This window comes from Methanoculleus formosensis (assembly GCF_025384765.1).
Classification (GTDB): domain Archaea; phylum Halobacteriota; class Methanomicrobia; order Methanomicrobiales; family Methanoculleaceae; genus Methanoculleus; species Methanoculleus formosensis.
Window position 1 is genome coordinate 34,854 of record NZ_VHLL01000012.1, and the last position, 15,919, is coordinate 50,772.

The 15,919-nt window shown below is 62.5% G+C and carries 13 protein-coding genes, 1 tRNA gene and 1 CRISPR repeat array (1 of these 15 running past the window's edge); of the genes, 6 read left to right on the top strand and 8 right to left on the bottom strand.

Going from position 1 to position 15,919, the window contains the following annotated elements:
* A CRISPR array of direct repeats spans positions 1-1,134; the repeat unit is 37 nt; unit sequence GTCACAGCTCATCAGAAAACCCGATAGGGATTGAAAC (it extends 8,283 nt beyond the left edge of the window).
* A gap of 84 nt (positions 1,135-1,218) precedes the next feature.
* The 3 genes from nth to pyrH all read right to left on the bottom strand — a co-directional run bounded on the left by nth (position 1,219) and on the right by pyrH (position 2,717).
* Positions 1,219-1,875 (bottom strand): endonuclease III, encoded by a 657-nt coding sequence (gene nth / locus FKB36_RS12670; RefSeq protein ID WP_261598459.1) that lies wholly within the window; start codon positions 1,873-1,875, stop codon positions 1,219-1,221.
* A 6-nt stretch (positions 1,876-1,881) separates the two neighbouring features.
* Positions 1,882-1,956, bottom strand: a tRNA-Pro gene (locus tag FKB36_RS12675).
* 56 nt (positions 1,957-2,012) lie between these two features.
* Positions 2,013-2,717 (bottom strand): UMP kinase, encoded by a 705-nt coding sequence (gene pyrH, locus FKB36_RS12680; RefSeq protein ID WP_261598460.1) that lies wholly within the window; start codon positions 2,715-2,717, stop codon positions 2,013-2,015.
* A gap of 230 nt (positions 2,718-2,947) precedes the next feature.
* On the opposite strand from pyrH, the gene amrS reads away from it, so the two are divergent.
* The 3 genes from amrS (at position 2,948) to FKB36_RS12695 (ending at position 5,761) form a co-directional block, all read left to right on the top strand.
* Positions 2,948-3,961, top strand: a complete 1,014-nt coding sequence (amrS, locus tag FKB36_RS12685; RefSeq protein WP_261598461.1) for an AmmeMemoRadiSam system radical SAM enzyme — start codon at positions 2,948-2,950, stop codon at positions 3,959-3,961.
* A complete protein-coding gene (locus FKB36_RS12690) occupies positions 3,942-4,433 on the top strand; it encodes a Mut7-C RNAse domain-containing protein (RefSeq protein ID WP_261598462.1) in 492 nt (163 codons plus the stop codon). Before amrS ends, FKB36_RS12690 begins: the two co-directional genes overlap by 20 nt.
* Before the next feature lie 173 nt (positions 4,434-4,606).
* On the top strand, positions 4,607-5,761 hold the full coding sequence (locus FKB36_RS12695; protein ID WP_261598471.1) for a glycosyltransferase family 4 protein: 1,155 nt from the start codon (positions 4,607-4,609) through the stop codon (positions 5,759-5,761).
* Between the two features lie 2 nt (positions 5,762-5,763).
* Here FKB36_RS12695 and FKB36_RS12700 read toward each other — a convergent pair whose 3' ends face one another.
* Positions 5,764-6,816 (bottom strand): hypothetical protein, encoded by a 1,053-nt coding sequence (locus tag FKB36_RS12700; protein ID WP_261598463.1) that lies wholly within the window; start codon positions 6,814-6,816, stop codon positions 5,764-5,766.
* 181 nt (positions 6,817-6,997) lie between these two features.
* Here FKB36_RS12700 and FKB36_RS12705 point away from each other — a divergent pair, with 181 nt between their 5' ends.
* Positions 6,998-10,480, top strand: a complete 3,483-nt coding sequence (locus tag FKB36_RS12705; RefSeq protein ID WP_261598464.1) for a HEAT repeat domain-containing protein — start codon at positions 6,998-7,000, stop codon at positions 10,478-10,480.
* Here FKB36_RS12705 and FKB36_RS12710 read toward each other — a convergent pair.
* Positions 10,477-11,145 carry a flavodoxin family protein gene (locus tag FKB36_RS12710; RefSeq protein WP_261598465.1) on the bottom strand — a complete coding sequence of 223 codons (669 nt, stop codon included), beginning with the start codon at positions 11,143-11,145 and terminating at the stop codon, positions 10,477-10,479. The genes FKB36_RS12705 and FKB36_RS12710 overlap by 4 nt on opposite strands.
* A 53-nt stretch (positions 11,146-11,198) precedes the next feature.
* The gene (locus FKB36_RS12715) at positions 11,199-11,666 is read right to left on the bottom strand and encodes an FxLYD domain-containing protein (RefSeq protein WP_261598466.1); all 468 of its coding nucleotides are present in this window, start codon (positions 11,664-11,666) and stop codon (positions 11,199-11,201) included.
* A 130-nt stretch (positions 11,667-11,796) separates the two neighbouring features.
* Between FKB36_RS12715 and msrB the strand changes: the two genes are divergently transcribed.
* Positions 11,797-12,276: a peptide-methionine (R)-S-oxide reductase MsrB gene (gene msrB, locus FKB36_RS12720; protein ID WP_261598467.1), complete on the top strand. Its 480-nt coding sequence runs from the start codon at positions 11,797-11,799 to the stop codon at positions 12,274-12,276.
* 23 nt (positions 12,277-12,299) lie between these two features.
* Here msrB and FKB36_RS12725 read toward each other — a convergent pair whose 3' ends face one another.
* Positions 12,300-13,217, bottom strand: coding sequence for a hypothetical protein (locus tag FKB36_RS12725; RefSeq protein ID WP_261598468.1), 918 nt, complete (start codon positions 13,215-13,217; stop codon positions 12,300-12,302).
* 285 nt (positions 13,218-13,502) lie between these two features.
* Positions 13,503-14,672 (bottom strand): DUF4352 domain-containing protein, encoded by a 1,170-nt coding sequence (locus FKB36_RS12730; RefSeq protein ID WP_261598469.1) that lies wholly within the window; start codon positions 14,670-14,672, stop codon positions 13,503-13,505.
* Positions 14,673-14,802: 130 nt separating this feature from the next.
* On the opposite strand from FKB36_RS12730, the gene FKB36_RS12735 reads away from it, so the two are divergent.
* Positions 14,803-15,426 carry a class I SAM-dependent methyltransferase gene (locus tag FKB36_RS12735; RefSeq protein ID WP_261598470.1) on the top strand — a complete coding sequence of 208 codons (624 nt, stop codon included), beginning with the start codon at positions 14,803-14,805 and terminating at the stop codon, positions 15,424-15,426.
* The last annotated feature ends 493 nt before the right edge of the window (positions 15,427-15,919 follow it).

Consider the following 15,919-nt stretch of genomic DNA (forward strand, 5'->3'; position numbering starts at 1 on the left):
AGCTCATCAGAAAACCCGATAGGGATTGAAACAAGGTTACGCCTGCCGGCCGCTCGTATTTCCGGCTGCAGTCACAGCTCATCAGAAAACCCGATAGGGATTGAAACTCTTCCTTGGGGTAGATCTCAAGGGTTTGGTTGACGGTCACAGCTCATCAGAAAACCCGATAGGGATTGAAACGCCGTGCAGCACGTTGGCTACTGACCCCCCCACCGTCACAGCTCATCAGAAAACCCGATAGGGATTGAAACGGTAATCGTAGTCCCGTCAGGGTTGACGATCACGAGTCTGTCACAGCTCATCAGAAAACCCGATAGGGATTGAAACTGACGCTGCGCAGAAGTATGAGAGAGGCTGGGCCGAGGTCACAGCTCATCAGAAAACCCGATAGGGATTGAAACAGGAACGGGTAAGACTTGGTAGAGAGGTGAAAGACGTCACAGCTCATCAGAAAACCCGATAGGGATTGAAACTTCAAGCGCGCCGGGGAGCGGCCTGAGAACCTGAGTCACAGCTCATCAGAAAACCCGATAGGGATTGAAACGCGACCCGCTGACCCCTACGGCGGCAGACTACCTGTAGTCACAGCTCATCAGAAAACCCGATAGGGATTGAAACCTGATCATCGGACGGCTGCAGCGACGCGAACTGCCGGGGTCACAGCTCATCAGAAAACCCGATAGGGATTGAAACGACCTCACCATCACCGTCACCGCGCTCGACGACGAGTCACAGCTCATCAGAAAACCCGATAGGGATTGAAACCAGGCGCGGATGCAGTACACCTGCATGGCGGAATCGGTCACAGCTCATCAGAAAACCCGATAGGGATTGAAACCAATATCTGACGGAGACTGTCGATGCCGACGGGCAGGGTCACAGCTCATCAGAAAACCCGATAGGGATTGAAACTACGCATAAAGAGTGCTATCGAAGAGGAAGAAGATGCTAGTCACAGCTCATCAGAAAACCCGATAGGGATTGAAACGTCCCGGTGACGGCCGGCCCGCTCACCGGAGGGGGTAGTCACAGCTCATCAGAAAACCCGATAGGGATTGAAACCCTCTTGCGCCGTCCCGCCTGATCTTCCGGGGAGAGTCACAGCTCATCAGAAAACCCGATAGGGATTGAAAAATGGCTACTACCCGGCGCATGGGAAAATCCATCCCCAACCAAAAGCAGCGGGAGGTACCCGGCGACCATCCCCCCGACGCCCCCTCACTTCCCCTCGTCTCGCAGTTCCCGGTAATACCGGCAGAGGTCCGCGACGACGCACCGGTCGTGCTTTGGGTTCTGTGCCGTGCAGACGGCGCGCCCGTGGCGGATCAGGAGGTAGTTGATGTCCCCCCAGACCTCCTCGGGGAAGAGGGCGACGAGGTCGCGCTCGATGATATCGGGGTTCTTGCTCCCGGTGAACCCGAGCCTTTTTGAGAGCCGGGCGACGTGGGTATCGACGGCGATCCCGACGTTGATATCGAACGCCTGGGAGAGGACGATGTTCGCGGTCTTCCTCCCGACCCCGGGGAGCTGCAGGAGTTCCTCCATCGTCCGCGGGACCTCGCCGCCGAACTCGTCGACGACCTTCCTCGCCGCCCCGACGATGTGGCGGGCCTTCGTGCGGTGAAACCCGATCGTCCTGATGAGCGGCTCCACCTCTTCGGGCTCCGCGCGGGCAAGCGCCTCCGGCGTCGGGTAGCGGGCGAAGAGAGCGTCGCGGACGGCGTTGACGGCGCGATCGGTCGTCTGCGCGGAGAGGATCGTGAGGATGAGCGTCTCGTAGGGGTTATAAAATTCGAGAAAATGGCGCTGGCCGTCGACGATCGGATACTCCTCAAGAAGACGGCGATGGACCTCGCAGGCGGTCGTGCGGTTCATGACTGATGGGGCAGGGCAGATTCGAACTGCCGTCAAAGCGTCCCAAACGCTCTAGGATGGACCAGGCTACCCTACTGCCCCTGTACCTCCATACGTTAGAGAGCCAGACAAAAATAGTTGCCGATGAAGGAGGGGGTTCAGGAGAGCAGGGGGTTCGACCCCTCTTCGCAGACGACGGTGCCGACGAACGCGCCCTCCACGACCGCCCGGCAGAGGTTCTCCGGGTCGCGGCCGTCGAGCACCAGGAGCGGGATGCCGGACCGCTCGATCACCTTTCCCGCCACGATATCGAGCACGATGTTCGCGCCCGCATCCATCCGGCTCCCCGTGATGATATCAAGGAGTTCCTGCGGCGTAAGGCGCTCGTACCTCACCGCCCCGGGATCCTTCTTCGGGTCGGCGCTGTAGATCCCGTCGACCGACGTCGCGTTGATCAGGAGATCGGCGCCGACGCTCTCGGCGAGAACCGCGGAGACCGCGTCGGTCGTCTGCGCGGGGGTGATCCCGCCCATGACGACGATCTTGCCGGTCTCTGCGAACTCCCGCGCCTCCGTGTAATTCTCCGCAACGCGCGGATAGGCGGCATCCCCGAGTCCGGTGATGAGAAGACGCGCGTTCAGCCGGGTCACCAGGATGCCGAGCTCGTCTGCTACCGCCTCCCCGGCGCCGAGATCGCGGGCGACACCGATGTACCGGCGCGCCTCTCCGCCGCCGCCGACGACGATGAAAACGCGGCACACCTCGGCCATATTTTTCAAAACAGACACATATCGACCGATATTGTTCGATTCAAGCGAAGGAACCAGAACCGAGCCACCCAGAGATACTACGATCTTCTTCATCCTACCTTATTATTATCCCTGATTTACTCATATACCTGTTGTGAAGAGGCTCTACTGTCCCGTATGCAACTCTACGGACATCTGGCCGGTCACCGGCGGTTATACGGGCTGTATCTATCGCTGCAAGCGTTGCGGCTACTCCGGAGCGCTGGTCGTCGAGTATGATGACAGAGAGCCGGACGACCGGTAGCCCGCAATAACTATCATGGTTCCCCACACGCGGTGATCATATGCACGAGGCGCGACTCTACCGGAAACTGGAGGAGGGCACTGTCCACTGCTCCCTCTGCGCACACCGGTGCACCATCAAGGAGGGCAGACACGGAGTCTGCGGCGTCCGCATCAACCGCGGCGGCACGCTCTATGCCGCCACCTTTGGCAAGGTCATCGCCGAGGCGGTCGACCCCATCGAGAAGAAGCCGCTCTACCACTTCCTGCCCGGAACCCTCTCCTACTCCCTCGGCAGCATCGGGTGCAACTTCCGTTGCGAGCACTGCCAGAACTGGCACATATCCCAGCAGACGCTGGATATGGAGGGGCTCAGGGAGATCAGCCCGGAGCAGGGCGTGGAACGGGCAGGCCGGTCGGGCTGTGCAAGCATCGCATGGACCTACAACGAGCCCACCATCTGGCACGAGTACCCCCTCGCGATGGGGACGCTTGCACGGCGGAAGGGGATCGGGACGGTCTACGTCACGAACGGCTACATCACCGAAGAAGGGCTCCGCGAGCTCGCAGGGACGCTCAACGCGTTTCGCGTCGACATCAAATCGTTCTCCGATACCTTCTACCGGAAGGTCTGCGGGGGGCGGCTACAACCGGTCCTCGACGCGACGGCACTTGCAAAGGAGCTCGGGATGCACATCGAGACGGTCACCCTGGTCATCCCGGGGCAGAACGACTCGATGGACGAGATGGAGACCCTCATCCGGTGGGTGCTCGAAAACCTCGGCCCCGAGACCCCGATGCACTTCACCCGGTTCCATCCCGACTACAGGATGCTCGACGCACGGCCGACCGATGTCAGGGTCCTTGAGAAGATCTACGAGCGGGCAAAAGAACTCGGGCTCCACTACCCGTATCTCGGCAACGTCGGCGGCCACCCCTACGAGAACACCTACTGCCCCGCCTGCGGCAGCGTTGTCATCGAGCGGTCGGGCTACGCCGTCCGGATAACGGGGCTTGACGACCATACCTGCACCGAATGCGGCGGGCGGATCGAGTATGTCTCAGAGATCCGGTGAACGCCGGAGGTTCCTGACCGACCGGATGCTCGGAACCCTCACCCGTTACCTCCGGTTCATGGGTTACGACACCATGAGCGCAAACACCCTCTCTCCCGGGAGCACCCGGGAAGACACCCTCCTCCTTGAGATCGCCCTCCAGGACGGCCGGATCCTCCTCACCCGCGACCGCGAACTCGCACGGCGGGGCGCCGAGCAGGCGGTCTACATCGAGTCCGAAGCGATCATGGCCCAGATCCGGCAGGTTGCCTGCCTCGGGCTGATCGAGCCCGAGATCCGGCTGAGCCGCTGTTCGCTCTGCAACACGCGCCTCCGTCCGGCAACCCTGCGTGAGATCCGGGAGGCACGCTACGCACCGCGGTCGACCCGGGGAAAGGAGTTCTCGTGGTGCCCCACATGCCGGAAACTCTACTGGATGGGCTCGCACGGTCACCGGCTCGAGCAGCGCCTGAAAGAGTCCTTCTCTCCCTGACCGGGCGCCTGCAGCACCCCCGGCAGGGTTACGGAACCCTCGCCTTTCAGGCCATTTCTTGAGAATCCAAAGATATATCAACGTTCAGGGAGTATGAGGCGCGACGGCGCAAGATCGATCATCCATCGGCCGGAACGCCTGCAACGGGGCGGGAATAGTATTTGGAGACGACAATGGAGAGTCAAAAGATAGCATTCTTCTGCTGGGAGTCGCTGTATGCGGAGCGGGTCGGCGGGCTCGCAAACGCGGCGACAAACCTCGCCGAGACGCTGGCGCGGAACCATGAGGTCCATTTCTTCACCCGGGGAGAGGAGAAGGACGCCGAGATCAACGGGGTGCACTACCACTACTGCCGGCCCTCAGGAGAGAACATCGTCCGGTACTGTGCCGACATGAGCCGGAAGATGCTCGACCGATTCGGCGAGTTCGACACGCAGCCGTTCGACCTCCTGCACTTCCACGACTGGCACGTGGTCGACGCGCTCCAGCGGCTCCGGAACAGGGAGACGATCTTCACCTACCACTCGACCGAGTTTGGAAGAAACGGGAACAATTTCAGCAACGAGTGGCCGTTTACGGAGATATCCAGGATCGAGCGCTACGGTGCATCGATTGCAAAGCACATAACCGCGGTCTCCACGGCCCTCCGGCGGGAGGCCATGACCCTCTACGAGATCCCGGACTGGAAGATCGATGTCGTCCATAACGGCATCGTGCCCGACCACTACCAGGCAGACGTCGATCCGGAAGCGGTAAAGCGGCGCCACGGCCTTGATCCCGACTCCCCGCTGATACTCTTCATCGGGCGACTTGCGTGGCAGAAAGGGCCCGACATGCTGGTGGACGCAGCTCCCGGCCACCTCCGGGAGCACGCCGACGGCCAGTTCGTCTTCGTCGGCGACGGGCAGATGCGCCGGGGGCTCGAGACCCGGGCCCGGTCGCTCCCCGTCCGGTTCCTCGGGCGGCTCTCCGACGCGGAGTACGTCTCGCTCCTCAACGCAAGCGACATCGTCGCCATCCCGAGCAGAAACGAGCCGTTCGGGCTTGTGCTCCTCGAAGCATGGAGCGCCGGCCGGTGCGTCGTCGCCTCCGATGTCGGCGGGCTCTCGGAGAACATCGAGCACGGGACCGACGGGGTCAAGGTGCGCCCGCACCCCGACTCGATCGCCCGGGGGCTCTCCCGGGTGGCCGATTCGCCTGAGAAAGCGCTCGCCATGGGCCGGGAAGGGCTCGACAAAGTGAAGAAAGAGTTCCTGTGGGGCCGTGTCGGCGAGCGGATCGAAGGCGTCTACAGGAAACTCGAAAAGCACGACACTATTCCCTGCTGACGTCACGGCAGCATGGCAGCCATAAGGTGCTCCATCAGGCGGAACGGGTCGGACGCGACGATCGGCGTCCCGGCATAGAACTCCATCCCCCCGATATCCGACGTCCGGGAATGGAGGTCGCCCCGGTCGACCACCCACGTGACATAATACCCCTCTTCCCCGAGCGGGGGCATGTAGATCGCCGCGTTGTAACTCTGCACCCCGATGTTGCGGTAACACTCGAGCACCTTCGCGAGAGCCGGGGCGATATCGTGCGGCGACTCCGTGACGATCGCGACCTCGTGCTCCTTTCTCGGGGTGAGGTGCGCCATGACCCGGGCGCCTCTGTAGACGAGACCGAGGCCGACGGCGGTATGGGCGGCGAAGAGGTCGTCGTAGTACTCGCTCCCGTAACGGCACCGGTACTCATCGCGAACCCGCTCAAGCCGTGCCGGAGCGGTGTAGGGGAGGTGCGTGAGCAGCACCTGGGCATGGTTGTGCACGATGCTCGCCCCCGCACGCCAGAGAAAGTTCCAGACGACGAAGGGGTAGACCGCCCGGGGGTCGGTGCGGTTCGCGTCCTGGCACCACCGGATAGCCACGCTGATCATATCGGCGACCTGCGTTTCGCTGGTGACGAAAGGATCGGTCCCCTTTGCGATGATGACGGCGTGGAGGTAATCGTACTTGGCGATGTTGCTCGCCGTGACCCAGTGGTCGCCGTCGATCCGCCCGAACGTATCGGCCGGCGTCTCTTCGAGAGGGTCTGCGAACGGCCCCTCCGCCGAGAGTGCCGAGAGATCCCGCGTCTCCTCGGCGCGGGGCGTCAGAACCGGCCGGCGCGCCCGAACGGAATTAAATAGCGTGCTCTCGCCGGTCTGGTTGTTGGTCACCCTCACGATCTGTTGCGTCTCGATATCGCCGTACTTCTCCCGCACCCATTCAAGCATCGCGTCGGTGAGGACCAGGCGTCCGGGTTCGACGTACCAGGAGTAGATCCGCGAAACGAGTTCTTCCGTCTCCGGCGCGAGTTCCTTCACGATCCCCGGCAGCCGGGTGATATCAAGCCGTACCATGGAGTCCCGGTATACCGGCCATCCACCGATAAAGATTCGCATCGGCCGGGCTGGCCCGGCCACGGCCCCGGTGCACCGCGAGACGCAAAATGGAAGATTTATTGTAACGGATACCGAATATAATCTAAATAAACGGGATTTTAGACGACACCTCCGATAACATATGTTACCGGCAGCAGAAATGGCATTCTTTGATAAGTTCCGGACGAAGATCGACGGGTTACAGCAGGCGAAGGACTACCCCGGCCTGGTTGCGGTTTTGAACGGCGAAGATCCCGGCAACCGTGCCGATGCAGCCCGGGCTCTCGCCGTCCTCGGGGTTCCCGCCATCCCGGATATACTCAGGGCGCTCGAGCGTGCCCGTCCCGCGTCGCGAACCCGGATGACCGAGTCGCTCGTCTCAGTCGGCGCACCGTCTATCCCGCTGCTCCTCGCCCTGATCCTCCGAGCCAGCCCCGACCTGCAGGCATCCATCGCCCACACCATCGCGGAGGCGGATAACTCGATGGTTGAGATGCTGATGCCCGCACTGCACCACGAACAGCCGGCAATCCGGCGCGCTACAGTGATCGCACTACAGGGGGCGGGCAGGAAGATGGTTCCGCCCCTCACGAAAGCGCTTGGTGACGCCAACCTCTCGGTGCGGAGGGAGGCCGCAAACGTGCTTGCCTCAATGCAATGGTCGCCCGAAGACGTCCAGGAGCAGGTGCGGTTTTGCTACCTCCGGGAAGACTGGAAGGAACTCGCCAAATTCCAGGGAGCGGCCGTCCCGATTCTCCTCAAGGCCCTGGAGAGCGAGAACCCCCGAATACGGGTCGAGTCGGCACGAACCCTCGGAAAGATCCGCGACTCCCGGGTGGTCACGCCGCTCATCAAGGCGCTGAAAGACCCCCAGCCCGAAGTCCGCATACGGGTCATCGAGGCGCTCGGCGAGGTCGGCGACGACCGGGCGAAACCCCCGCTGGCCGATGCCCTGAGCGACCCCCACCACCAGGTGCGGATGGAAGCGGCATGGGCCCTCGACAAACTGGGCTGGGTGCCGCAGAGCGACCTGCAGAGAGCGGAGTACCTGATCGCAGGCGAACGGTGGAAAGACCTGATCCGGATGGGAAGACCGGCCATCCCGCCGCTCATCCGTGCGCTGGGGATCGGGTACTCGGGCGTTCGCACCGGTGCGAGCGAAGCGTTGCGGCAACTGGGGCAGCCTGCACTCAACGCCCTGAATATGGAAGCCTCGTCGAAAGACCCCGCACGGAAACGGCAGGCCCTGGCCGCCCTCGACTACATCCGGCAGCGCCAGAAAGAAGCGACCCTGACCCAGCCCGCACTGGAGGATAAGTCCCGGTACAGTGAGGAACTCAAAGAAGGACTTGCTATCCAGAAACGGTTCGAGAAGCAGTTCGGGCGTCCGAACTACGCCCCGAACGAACCGGCCAAAAAACCCCCGGCGCCGGCCCGGGAAGAGACGCCGGAGATACCCGTAGAGCAGACGCAGGAAGAACCCAAGGCGCCCGTGAGCCTCAGCGACCTCATCCAGGAGAGCCGGGAGGCGGAGGCGGCGTGGGCACGGGTCAAGGCACGCTGGAAGGCCGATCTCGAGGCAACTCCCGAGGTTGCGATCTCGCTCGACCAGCTCATCCCAACCGAGTTTGAGCAGGAGATCGCCGGGATCGGCGAGGCCGAAGAGGAGGACCTCTTCACCTACCAGCCCGAGGAGGAAGACACCGAGCCGCAGGAACTGGTGATCCCGGAGATCGCGAAGGAGCCGGTCGAACCGCCCGAACCCCCCGAGCCGGTCCCCGAGAAGACGCCGCTTGAGATCTGCCTTGAAGCGTTCAGGAGCAGCGACCCCAGCATCCGGACCGCGGCGGTCGCCGCGCTCCAGGGCATGGGGGAGGAAGCGCTTGGATACCTCATCGAAGCACTCTCCGACCCCCACTACAGCGTCCGGATCGCCGCCGCGGAGGCGCTCGGCGAGATGGAGGACCCCGACGGTGTCGAGGCGCTGGTCAAGGCGCTCGGCGACGCGAGAGAAGACGTCCGGATCGCCGTCATCCTGGCGCTCGGCCGTATCGGCGACCGCCGTGCGGTTGACCCGCTCATTCACCTCTTCCGCGACAGGTACCACGGCGTCCGGGTCGCTGCGGCGGATGCCGTCGCGGAATTCGGCCGTGACGCACTCAGGGAACTCGAAGAGGCACTGGACGACCCCTTACCGGTCGTCCGGGTGACCGCGGCGAAAGCGATAGGGCTCATCGGCGCAACCGAGTCGGTCCCCGTCCTCATCACACATCTCGGGGACAGTGCGCCGGACGTCCGGTGGAGTGTTGCCCGGGCCCTGAGCACCTTCGGCGCCATGGCGGTCGATCCGCTCTTCCTTGTGCTGAGAACAGGCACTAAGGAGGTGAGGCTTGCAGCGATCGATGCCCTCTGGGAGATTCCGGACAAGGGTGCAGCCGACGTTCTGCGCTACGCTCTCGACGATGAAGACGAGGAAGTGAGGACAAGGGCCGCGGCCGCCCTCAGAAAACGGCAGGTGATCGACGTATGGCGGAGGACGCTCGGCAGCCAGGTCGAGGAAGAGGAACGCGCCCCGAAGAAGACGAGGAAGGTCCGGGTGGAGGATAAGAAGGCGTTCGAGCAGTCGGGCCGGCAGGATATCGACACCCTGATCGGCGCGCTCAAGGACAAGGACTGGAACACGCAGCTCGGTGCCGCTACACGCCTCATCATGATGGGGCGTCCTGCCGTGGACGGCCTCATCCGTGCGCTCAAGGACGAAGACCCGGATATCCAGTCGGCTGCGGCCAGTATCCTCGGTGACATGCGCGAGACCGCGGTCACGCCGCTCATGGAGGCCCTGAACGACAGCGACCGGTATGTCAGGATGGTTGCCGCCCGCAACCTGGGCCGGATCGGGAACAAACGGGCTATCGAAGTCCTGATCGGCTCGCTGCACCAGGAGCCAGACCCCGAGGTCCGGACGACCGTGGCGGAGGCTCTCGGGTACATGGGGAGCAAAGAGGCGATCGAGCCGCTGGCCCTGGCGCTGCAGGACAGGGATGAAGCGGTCAAGATCGCCGCCGCACGGTCACTCGGCTACATCGGCGACCTGAACGCCTTAGAACCGCTGGTTCTGGCGCTCCACGACGTGGATGATCGGGTCAGGTACGCCGCACTCGAGGCCCTGAAAAATCCCGGCGAGACGATGCGCCGGCACCTGATCGACGCTCTCCGCATGGGGGACGAGACATTCCGGGCGGGGGTCGCCGAGGCGCTGGAAGCGGGCGGCTGGAGACCGGAGACCGGCGAAGAACGGACGCTCCACCTCATGGCACAGGGAAGGTGGGCCGAGGTGGAGTGGATCGGCGCCGACGCGCTGCCGGTGCTTGCGGAAGCGCTCTCCGATCCGCTGATCGAGGTGCGGACGAACGCTGTCCGGGCTATCGACCGGATCGGGGGAGAAGGCGCCGTCGTCCCGCTCATTCAGGCGCTCAAGGACGATGCGCTCGCGGTCAGAAAGCGGGCCGAATGGGCCCTGATCCAGATGGGCGGGGTGGCGCTCCCGGCCCTCGACCAGGCGGAGAGCGAGGAGGAGCAGCCGGGGATCCGGGAGAGGCTGCAGCGGATCGCGAGAGAGATCCGCGCAAAGGAGGAGAGTTAGGGTATCCGCCCGGCCTCTCTCCAGTAGTCGTACTCGTGGTGCCAGCGATCCCTGTTTGCCGTGATCAGCGCCCGCATCCGGTCCAGCATCTCGGCGTGGAACTCCTCCTGGTCGGGGTAGATCTCCTTCTTCTCGATGGCCCGGGCAAGCTTCCTGCCGAGTTCGTAGGCCCGCCCCTCCGCAGGCACGATCGTCTCCGGGTCGCCGCCGAGAACCACGCCGACGCCGCCCACGGTGTTCGCACCCAGGGTCTGCATGACCCCGTTCAGGTACTCCACAACCTCGTCCGCCCCGGAACCGCCCGCCGTGGAGACGGCGCACCCGTACTTCCCGATGAACGTCTGGCAGTGAATGGCGTCCGCCATCCGGTCGAGCATCGTCTTCATCTGGCCAGTGACCGAATTGATGTAGTTGGGCGACCCGAGAACAATCCCGTCGCTATCGAGCATCTTCCGGTAGAGTTCGGCAAAATCGTCTTTTCTGACGCATTCCCCCCGCTCGTAGCAGATCGTGCACCCGATACAGTACTCGATCCGGAGCTTCGCGACATCCACGAGTTCCACCTCCGCTCCGGCGCTCTTTGCCCCGTCGAGGACGGCCTGAACGAGCCGGAGCGTCTGGCTCCTTGAAGCGCGGGGACTTCCATTGATTCCAAGTATCTTCATCTCATCTCCTCCGGTCTGTAAACCCGTATCCCGGATAACCCTTACCCGCAGCCTTACGGGATGTCGTACGTGACGTCGATCTCGGCGTGATACTGCCGGTCACAGTCGCCGGGGAGCGGGTTGGTGGTGAATATCTTCATCTCGCCCGCCTGGAACCGGGGAGCGAGAACGGTCTCGGTCGCCCGGATCATATTGCTCTCAGCGTCGATGAGCATGAACCGGACGACGACGTTTCTTGCGGGCGCATCACCGTCGTTGGTCACCCTCCCCGTCACGGTCCAGTAACAGGATCCGTCGGTGCGCATACGCTTCTCGGGCGTGGTGACGTCGGCTGAGAACGACGGTTTCAGCCCGGCGGGCGAGTAGGTGGTATAAGCACCCGGCGTCGCCTCCGGGGTAAGGTCCTGTGGTTCCGGCTCTGCGGGGGTCCCCATGCAGCCTGCCGTCACGGCAGTGCCGAGGAGGCAGCAGAGAAGGATAAGCGTTGCGAGGCCCATTCCCGGGAGGAGGTCTTTCTCCATGATGGTTCATCGACCGGCGGGTATATAACGAATACGAAAATGTATCCCGGGATCTGCCCGCCGGTTACAGCCCGTCACCCGGATAGGGATGGGGAACGATTTATCTCATCTCCGGACAAGAGCAGGGACGATGAGCAGGGAGGCAATAGAGACCACCGGGAAGGTGACGGTCTGCAACGCCGTGACCGGGGAGATGGAGGAGGTCGAGAGGGTCGTCAGGTCCGACGAGGAGTGGCGGCGGCAGCTGACGCCGGAAGAGTTCTCCATTGCCCGGAAGGCGGGCACGGAACCGGCCTTCACCGGGAGGTACCACGACTGCAAGGAGGACGGCCTCTACGTCTGCGTCTGCTGCGGCAACCACCTCTTCTCCTCGAAGACGAAGTTTGAGTCAGGGACGGGCTGGCCGAGTTTCACAAAACCGGTCTGTGACCGGAACATCAGGACGGATCTCGACACCCGGTTCTTCATGAACCGGACGGAGGTGCTCTGTCGGCGATGCGACGCCCACCTCGGCCACGTCTTCGACGACGGGCCGCCGCCGACATTCCAGCGCTACTGCATGAACTCGGCGTCGCTCCGGTTCGTGCGGGAGAAGGGGTTGCAACGATGAGAAGAGGCACCGCCGTGAGGCGGTCATGATCTCTCGCCGAGGACCCAGGCCGGGCTCTCCCCGCCAATGTTGGCCCGAAGGTGTGCAAAGGCGGGGTCAAGGTCATCCGGCACCTCGAAGAAGAGGTATCCAGCCGTGGACTCATGCCTGTTGAGACGGACCTTTGAGTACGGCTCTCCCCGGGTGGTCGGCCCGGGCACCTTCAATGGACGAGAGGTCTCGCCGGCATAGTGAAGCAGAAACGCGCTCTCCTCCGGGGTCTGGAGGACAGTATTCGCGCCCTCCCCTTTATGACCGAGGTGCGTAACCCGAACAGTGACCAGAAGATATGCCTTCCCCAGTTCAGCAGCATACCGCACCTGCTTCGTCCCCGTGGTCTGGAACGCGTTCGACCAGGTTATCGGGCCGACGATCAACGAGGCCGAGTTCTCTTTACGCTCATCTTCGTAGACGAATCGCTCACCGATCTGCAGAGAGTCGGGGAACAGAGCAACAGTATCTTCGACAAGGCTCGCCAGAACGGCGGGGGTGTCCGGACTTTCGGTATGAGAGAGGTTGCAGTCCAGCAGGGCTCCGGATAGGTGTTCGATCCCGAGAGCAAGGTGGTGCAGCCCATCATCCGTCACACTCTGGTTCAGGTGTGTGCTCCCGTTAAACAGGGCGGCAGTTGCAGCAAACTCGTCGAGCGCAACGAAAAATTGCTCGTATGCGGGCGCCATACCGGGAGAGAACTCAAGGGCTTCAGCCTCTGCACGGTAGTCTTCCACAAGTGAAGACATATCGGCTGCGTGCCCCCAGAGTGCCGTGTAGTCGCATTTATATAGAGAATAGATCTGCGCGTTGGAGATCTCCAGGAGGGATATACTGGCCCCGGCGATCAACGACTCCAACCTCTCATCGCCGCTCACCGGTTCAAAGAGAAGGGTCGTATTGGTCTCCAACTGCTCCCCGAGAGGGGATGCGTTCCCGGAACCATCGTCCCCTCCATCCGGCAGAAAGGGGAAGAGCGTAGCGGCTGCTCCAGAGAATAGGAGAAGAGCGGAAAAGAGCACCCCGATGAAGCCGACTGAAAGCAGTAATATTCTGTGAGAACCCCTCATTGTTACAGGTAAACGTTTCGCGTACGGAATGGATATTCATTGTGATAGACTACACACCGGCACAGCGCAGCCCCATGGGATGCCGGGACCAGAGGAAGCGCGCCGGCGAGGGACCCGGAATGCAGGTCATGGCGTCTTGCCGAGCGCCCAGACCGGAGAAGCACCGTCAAGTTTCACCTGGACAGAGGATTCATCAAGCGTGAGCGCCATAGGGACATCAAAGACGACATACCCTTTCTTCACCTCATACCGGTTCAGGGTCGCCGCGGCGTACGGCTCACCGAGCGACGTCCCGGGTGCCAGTGTCATCGGGGCATAGGTTGTCCCGCGATACCGGAGAGTAAAATCCTTCAGGGCCGGAGTCCGTATCGTGTACACCCTGTTATCCCCTTTATGGCCCAGGTTCGTGACCTTCACCTCGACGAGCAGGAACATCCTTCCGGGTTCTGCCGCAACCATGTTGCCCTGTCCATCTAACATGTGGAATACTCTGATGAACCGCGCCGACTCCAACATCAGCGAGATATCGTTCGCACGGTAACGGTCTTCGTAGACGTAGCGTTGCATGAGCGCCAGTTCTTCCCAGGATGCGGATCCTGCGGAGACCGGGGGCAGAGAGAGAGTGACCGCCACGATCTCCTCCGGGGCATCCAGCACCGGGTGTTGCAGGTATCCGAACGCCTCACGGAGATGGTTCGACCCCTGCCGGTTCGCTTCAAATGCCCCATCCACTATCGTGCTGTTGAGGGGAGTGTCACCCTGCAGCATCCGGCCGGCAGCCTCATATAACTCAAGAGCAGCGGTGAAGGAGGCTTTCAGGGATTCTCCGTCGTCTGAAAGATCCAGACCTGCCGACTCCCCGAGGAGGATTGCTGCAAACTTCTGGAGCTCTGCACCACTTTCTTGTGCCAGTTTCTCGTCCCAGGCATAGAGGGCATACATGTTCTGCAAGGAGAGCAGCATGAGCGACACGCTGTTATCTTCAACCAGTCGAACAAGCTCATCGTCGTCGTATTCAATGACGTCTGGTGTGCTGTTCTCAACCTGCGGTTCGGTCTCGTTCTCATCGAGGATGGTGGGTGAACCGGACGTGAAGTTCAGAAGATGACCGTCCTGAAGCCGCTCCTGAACCCCGACGAGAACAGAGGAGAGGTTTTGAGCGGCGACCGGCTGCGGTTGGACGGGATCAGGCGTACCGGGACCAGTGGCGTCCAACGGTGTCGGGGGGGGGAGGAAGAACGTGGCCGTAACGAAGAGGAGGGCCAGTATCGTTGTAACGGCGTCCGGGAGATCCACAGCAACATAAGTCTCACCTACCCAGAGAAGAATCTTCTCCGGAACCGATATTCGAGATTTTGGTTCATTCCGAGGAGAGGAACTGCGCCTGCACGAACTATTATCCGGGAGCGGCGCCGACCTCTGATCAGTGACCGCCCAACCATCCCCCTGGGACGAGGACTACCGGAGGCGGGGCAACCTCTGGGGAGGAGCACCGGCGCCGCTCCCGGAGATCCCCGCCGATGCCGCCGTCCTTGAGATCGGCTGCGGAAACGGCAAGACCCTCGAAGCCCTCGCCCGGCGATCCTCGCGCGTGACCGCGGTCGATATATCTCCCGAGGCCGTCGCCCTCGCCCGGCGCCGCCCCGGGACGGCAGAGGCCGACCTCGCCGTCGCGGACGCCCGGCACCTGCCGTTCCGGGACGAGGCGTTCGACGCGGTCTTCCTGGTCCACATCGCCGGCCACCTGCCCCTGCGGGGCAGAACGGCCATAGCCTCCGAGGCCGTCCGGGTGCTCAGGCCCAGCGGAACGCTCTTCTTCAGGAGTTTCTCCGTCGAGGATATGCGCGCCGGGAAGGGGACGGAGACGGAGCCGTGGACGTTCCGGCGGGGCGGGGGCATCATCACCCACTACTTCACCGAGGCCGAGACGGCGGAACTCTTCGCGCCGCTCGCAGCGGTCTCGGTTCGGACGCACCGCTGGCGGATGCGGATCAGGGGGCAGGATCTCCCCCGGGCCGAGGTGGAGGGGGTTTTTCGCCGGGAGGGGTAGAGAGGGTTCTGCACTCAGGGCGGCCGGGTCCCGGTCTGAAAGGTACGTATACTTGAGGTTGACAAGAACCACTTTCTCCCTCCATTCTCCGTTCCGTTGGAACGTCGCACTCTCCGGGCCATCGCATCCTGCAGACTGTCGTTCCCATCGGAATATCGCATAACCCCATGCACGGATTTCCATCGCCTATCGCCACGCACTGCCCGCCCCCTTGGGGGCGGGAGGAGCGCGAAGCGCGGGTGGTGGGGGTTAAAGAGATCCATTACAATGTGGAGACAGGGGAGGGGGGCACGCCCCCTCCCCGTCGGCCCCTCCCCCAATGGCGATACTCAATGGAAAGCCGTTTCACCCTCAACGCCTAGGATAGGCCTCATATGGCAGATTTCTAGGGATTATGCTCTCCGATTAGAGTATGCCGAAAGTTTGGATGAGAAGTTGTCCCAAAACACCGTTACCGGGAGGGGGACACCCCCTCACGGACCCTCCCCCGAGT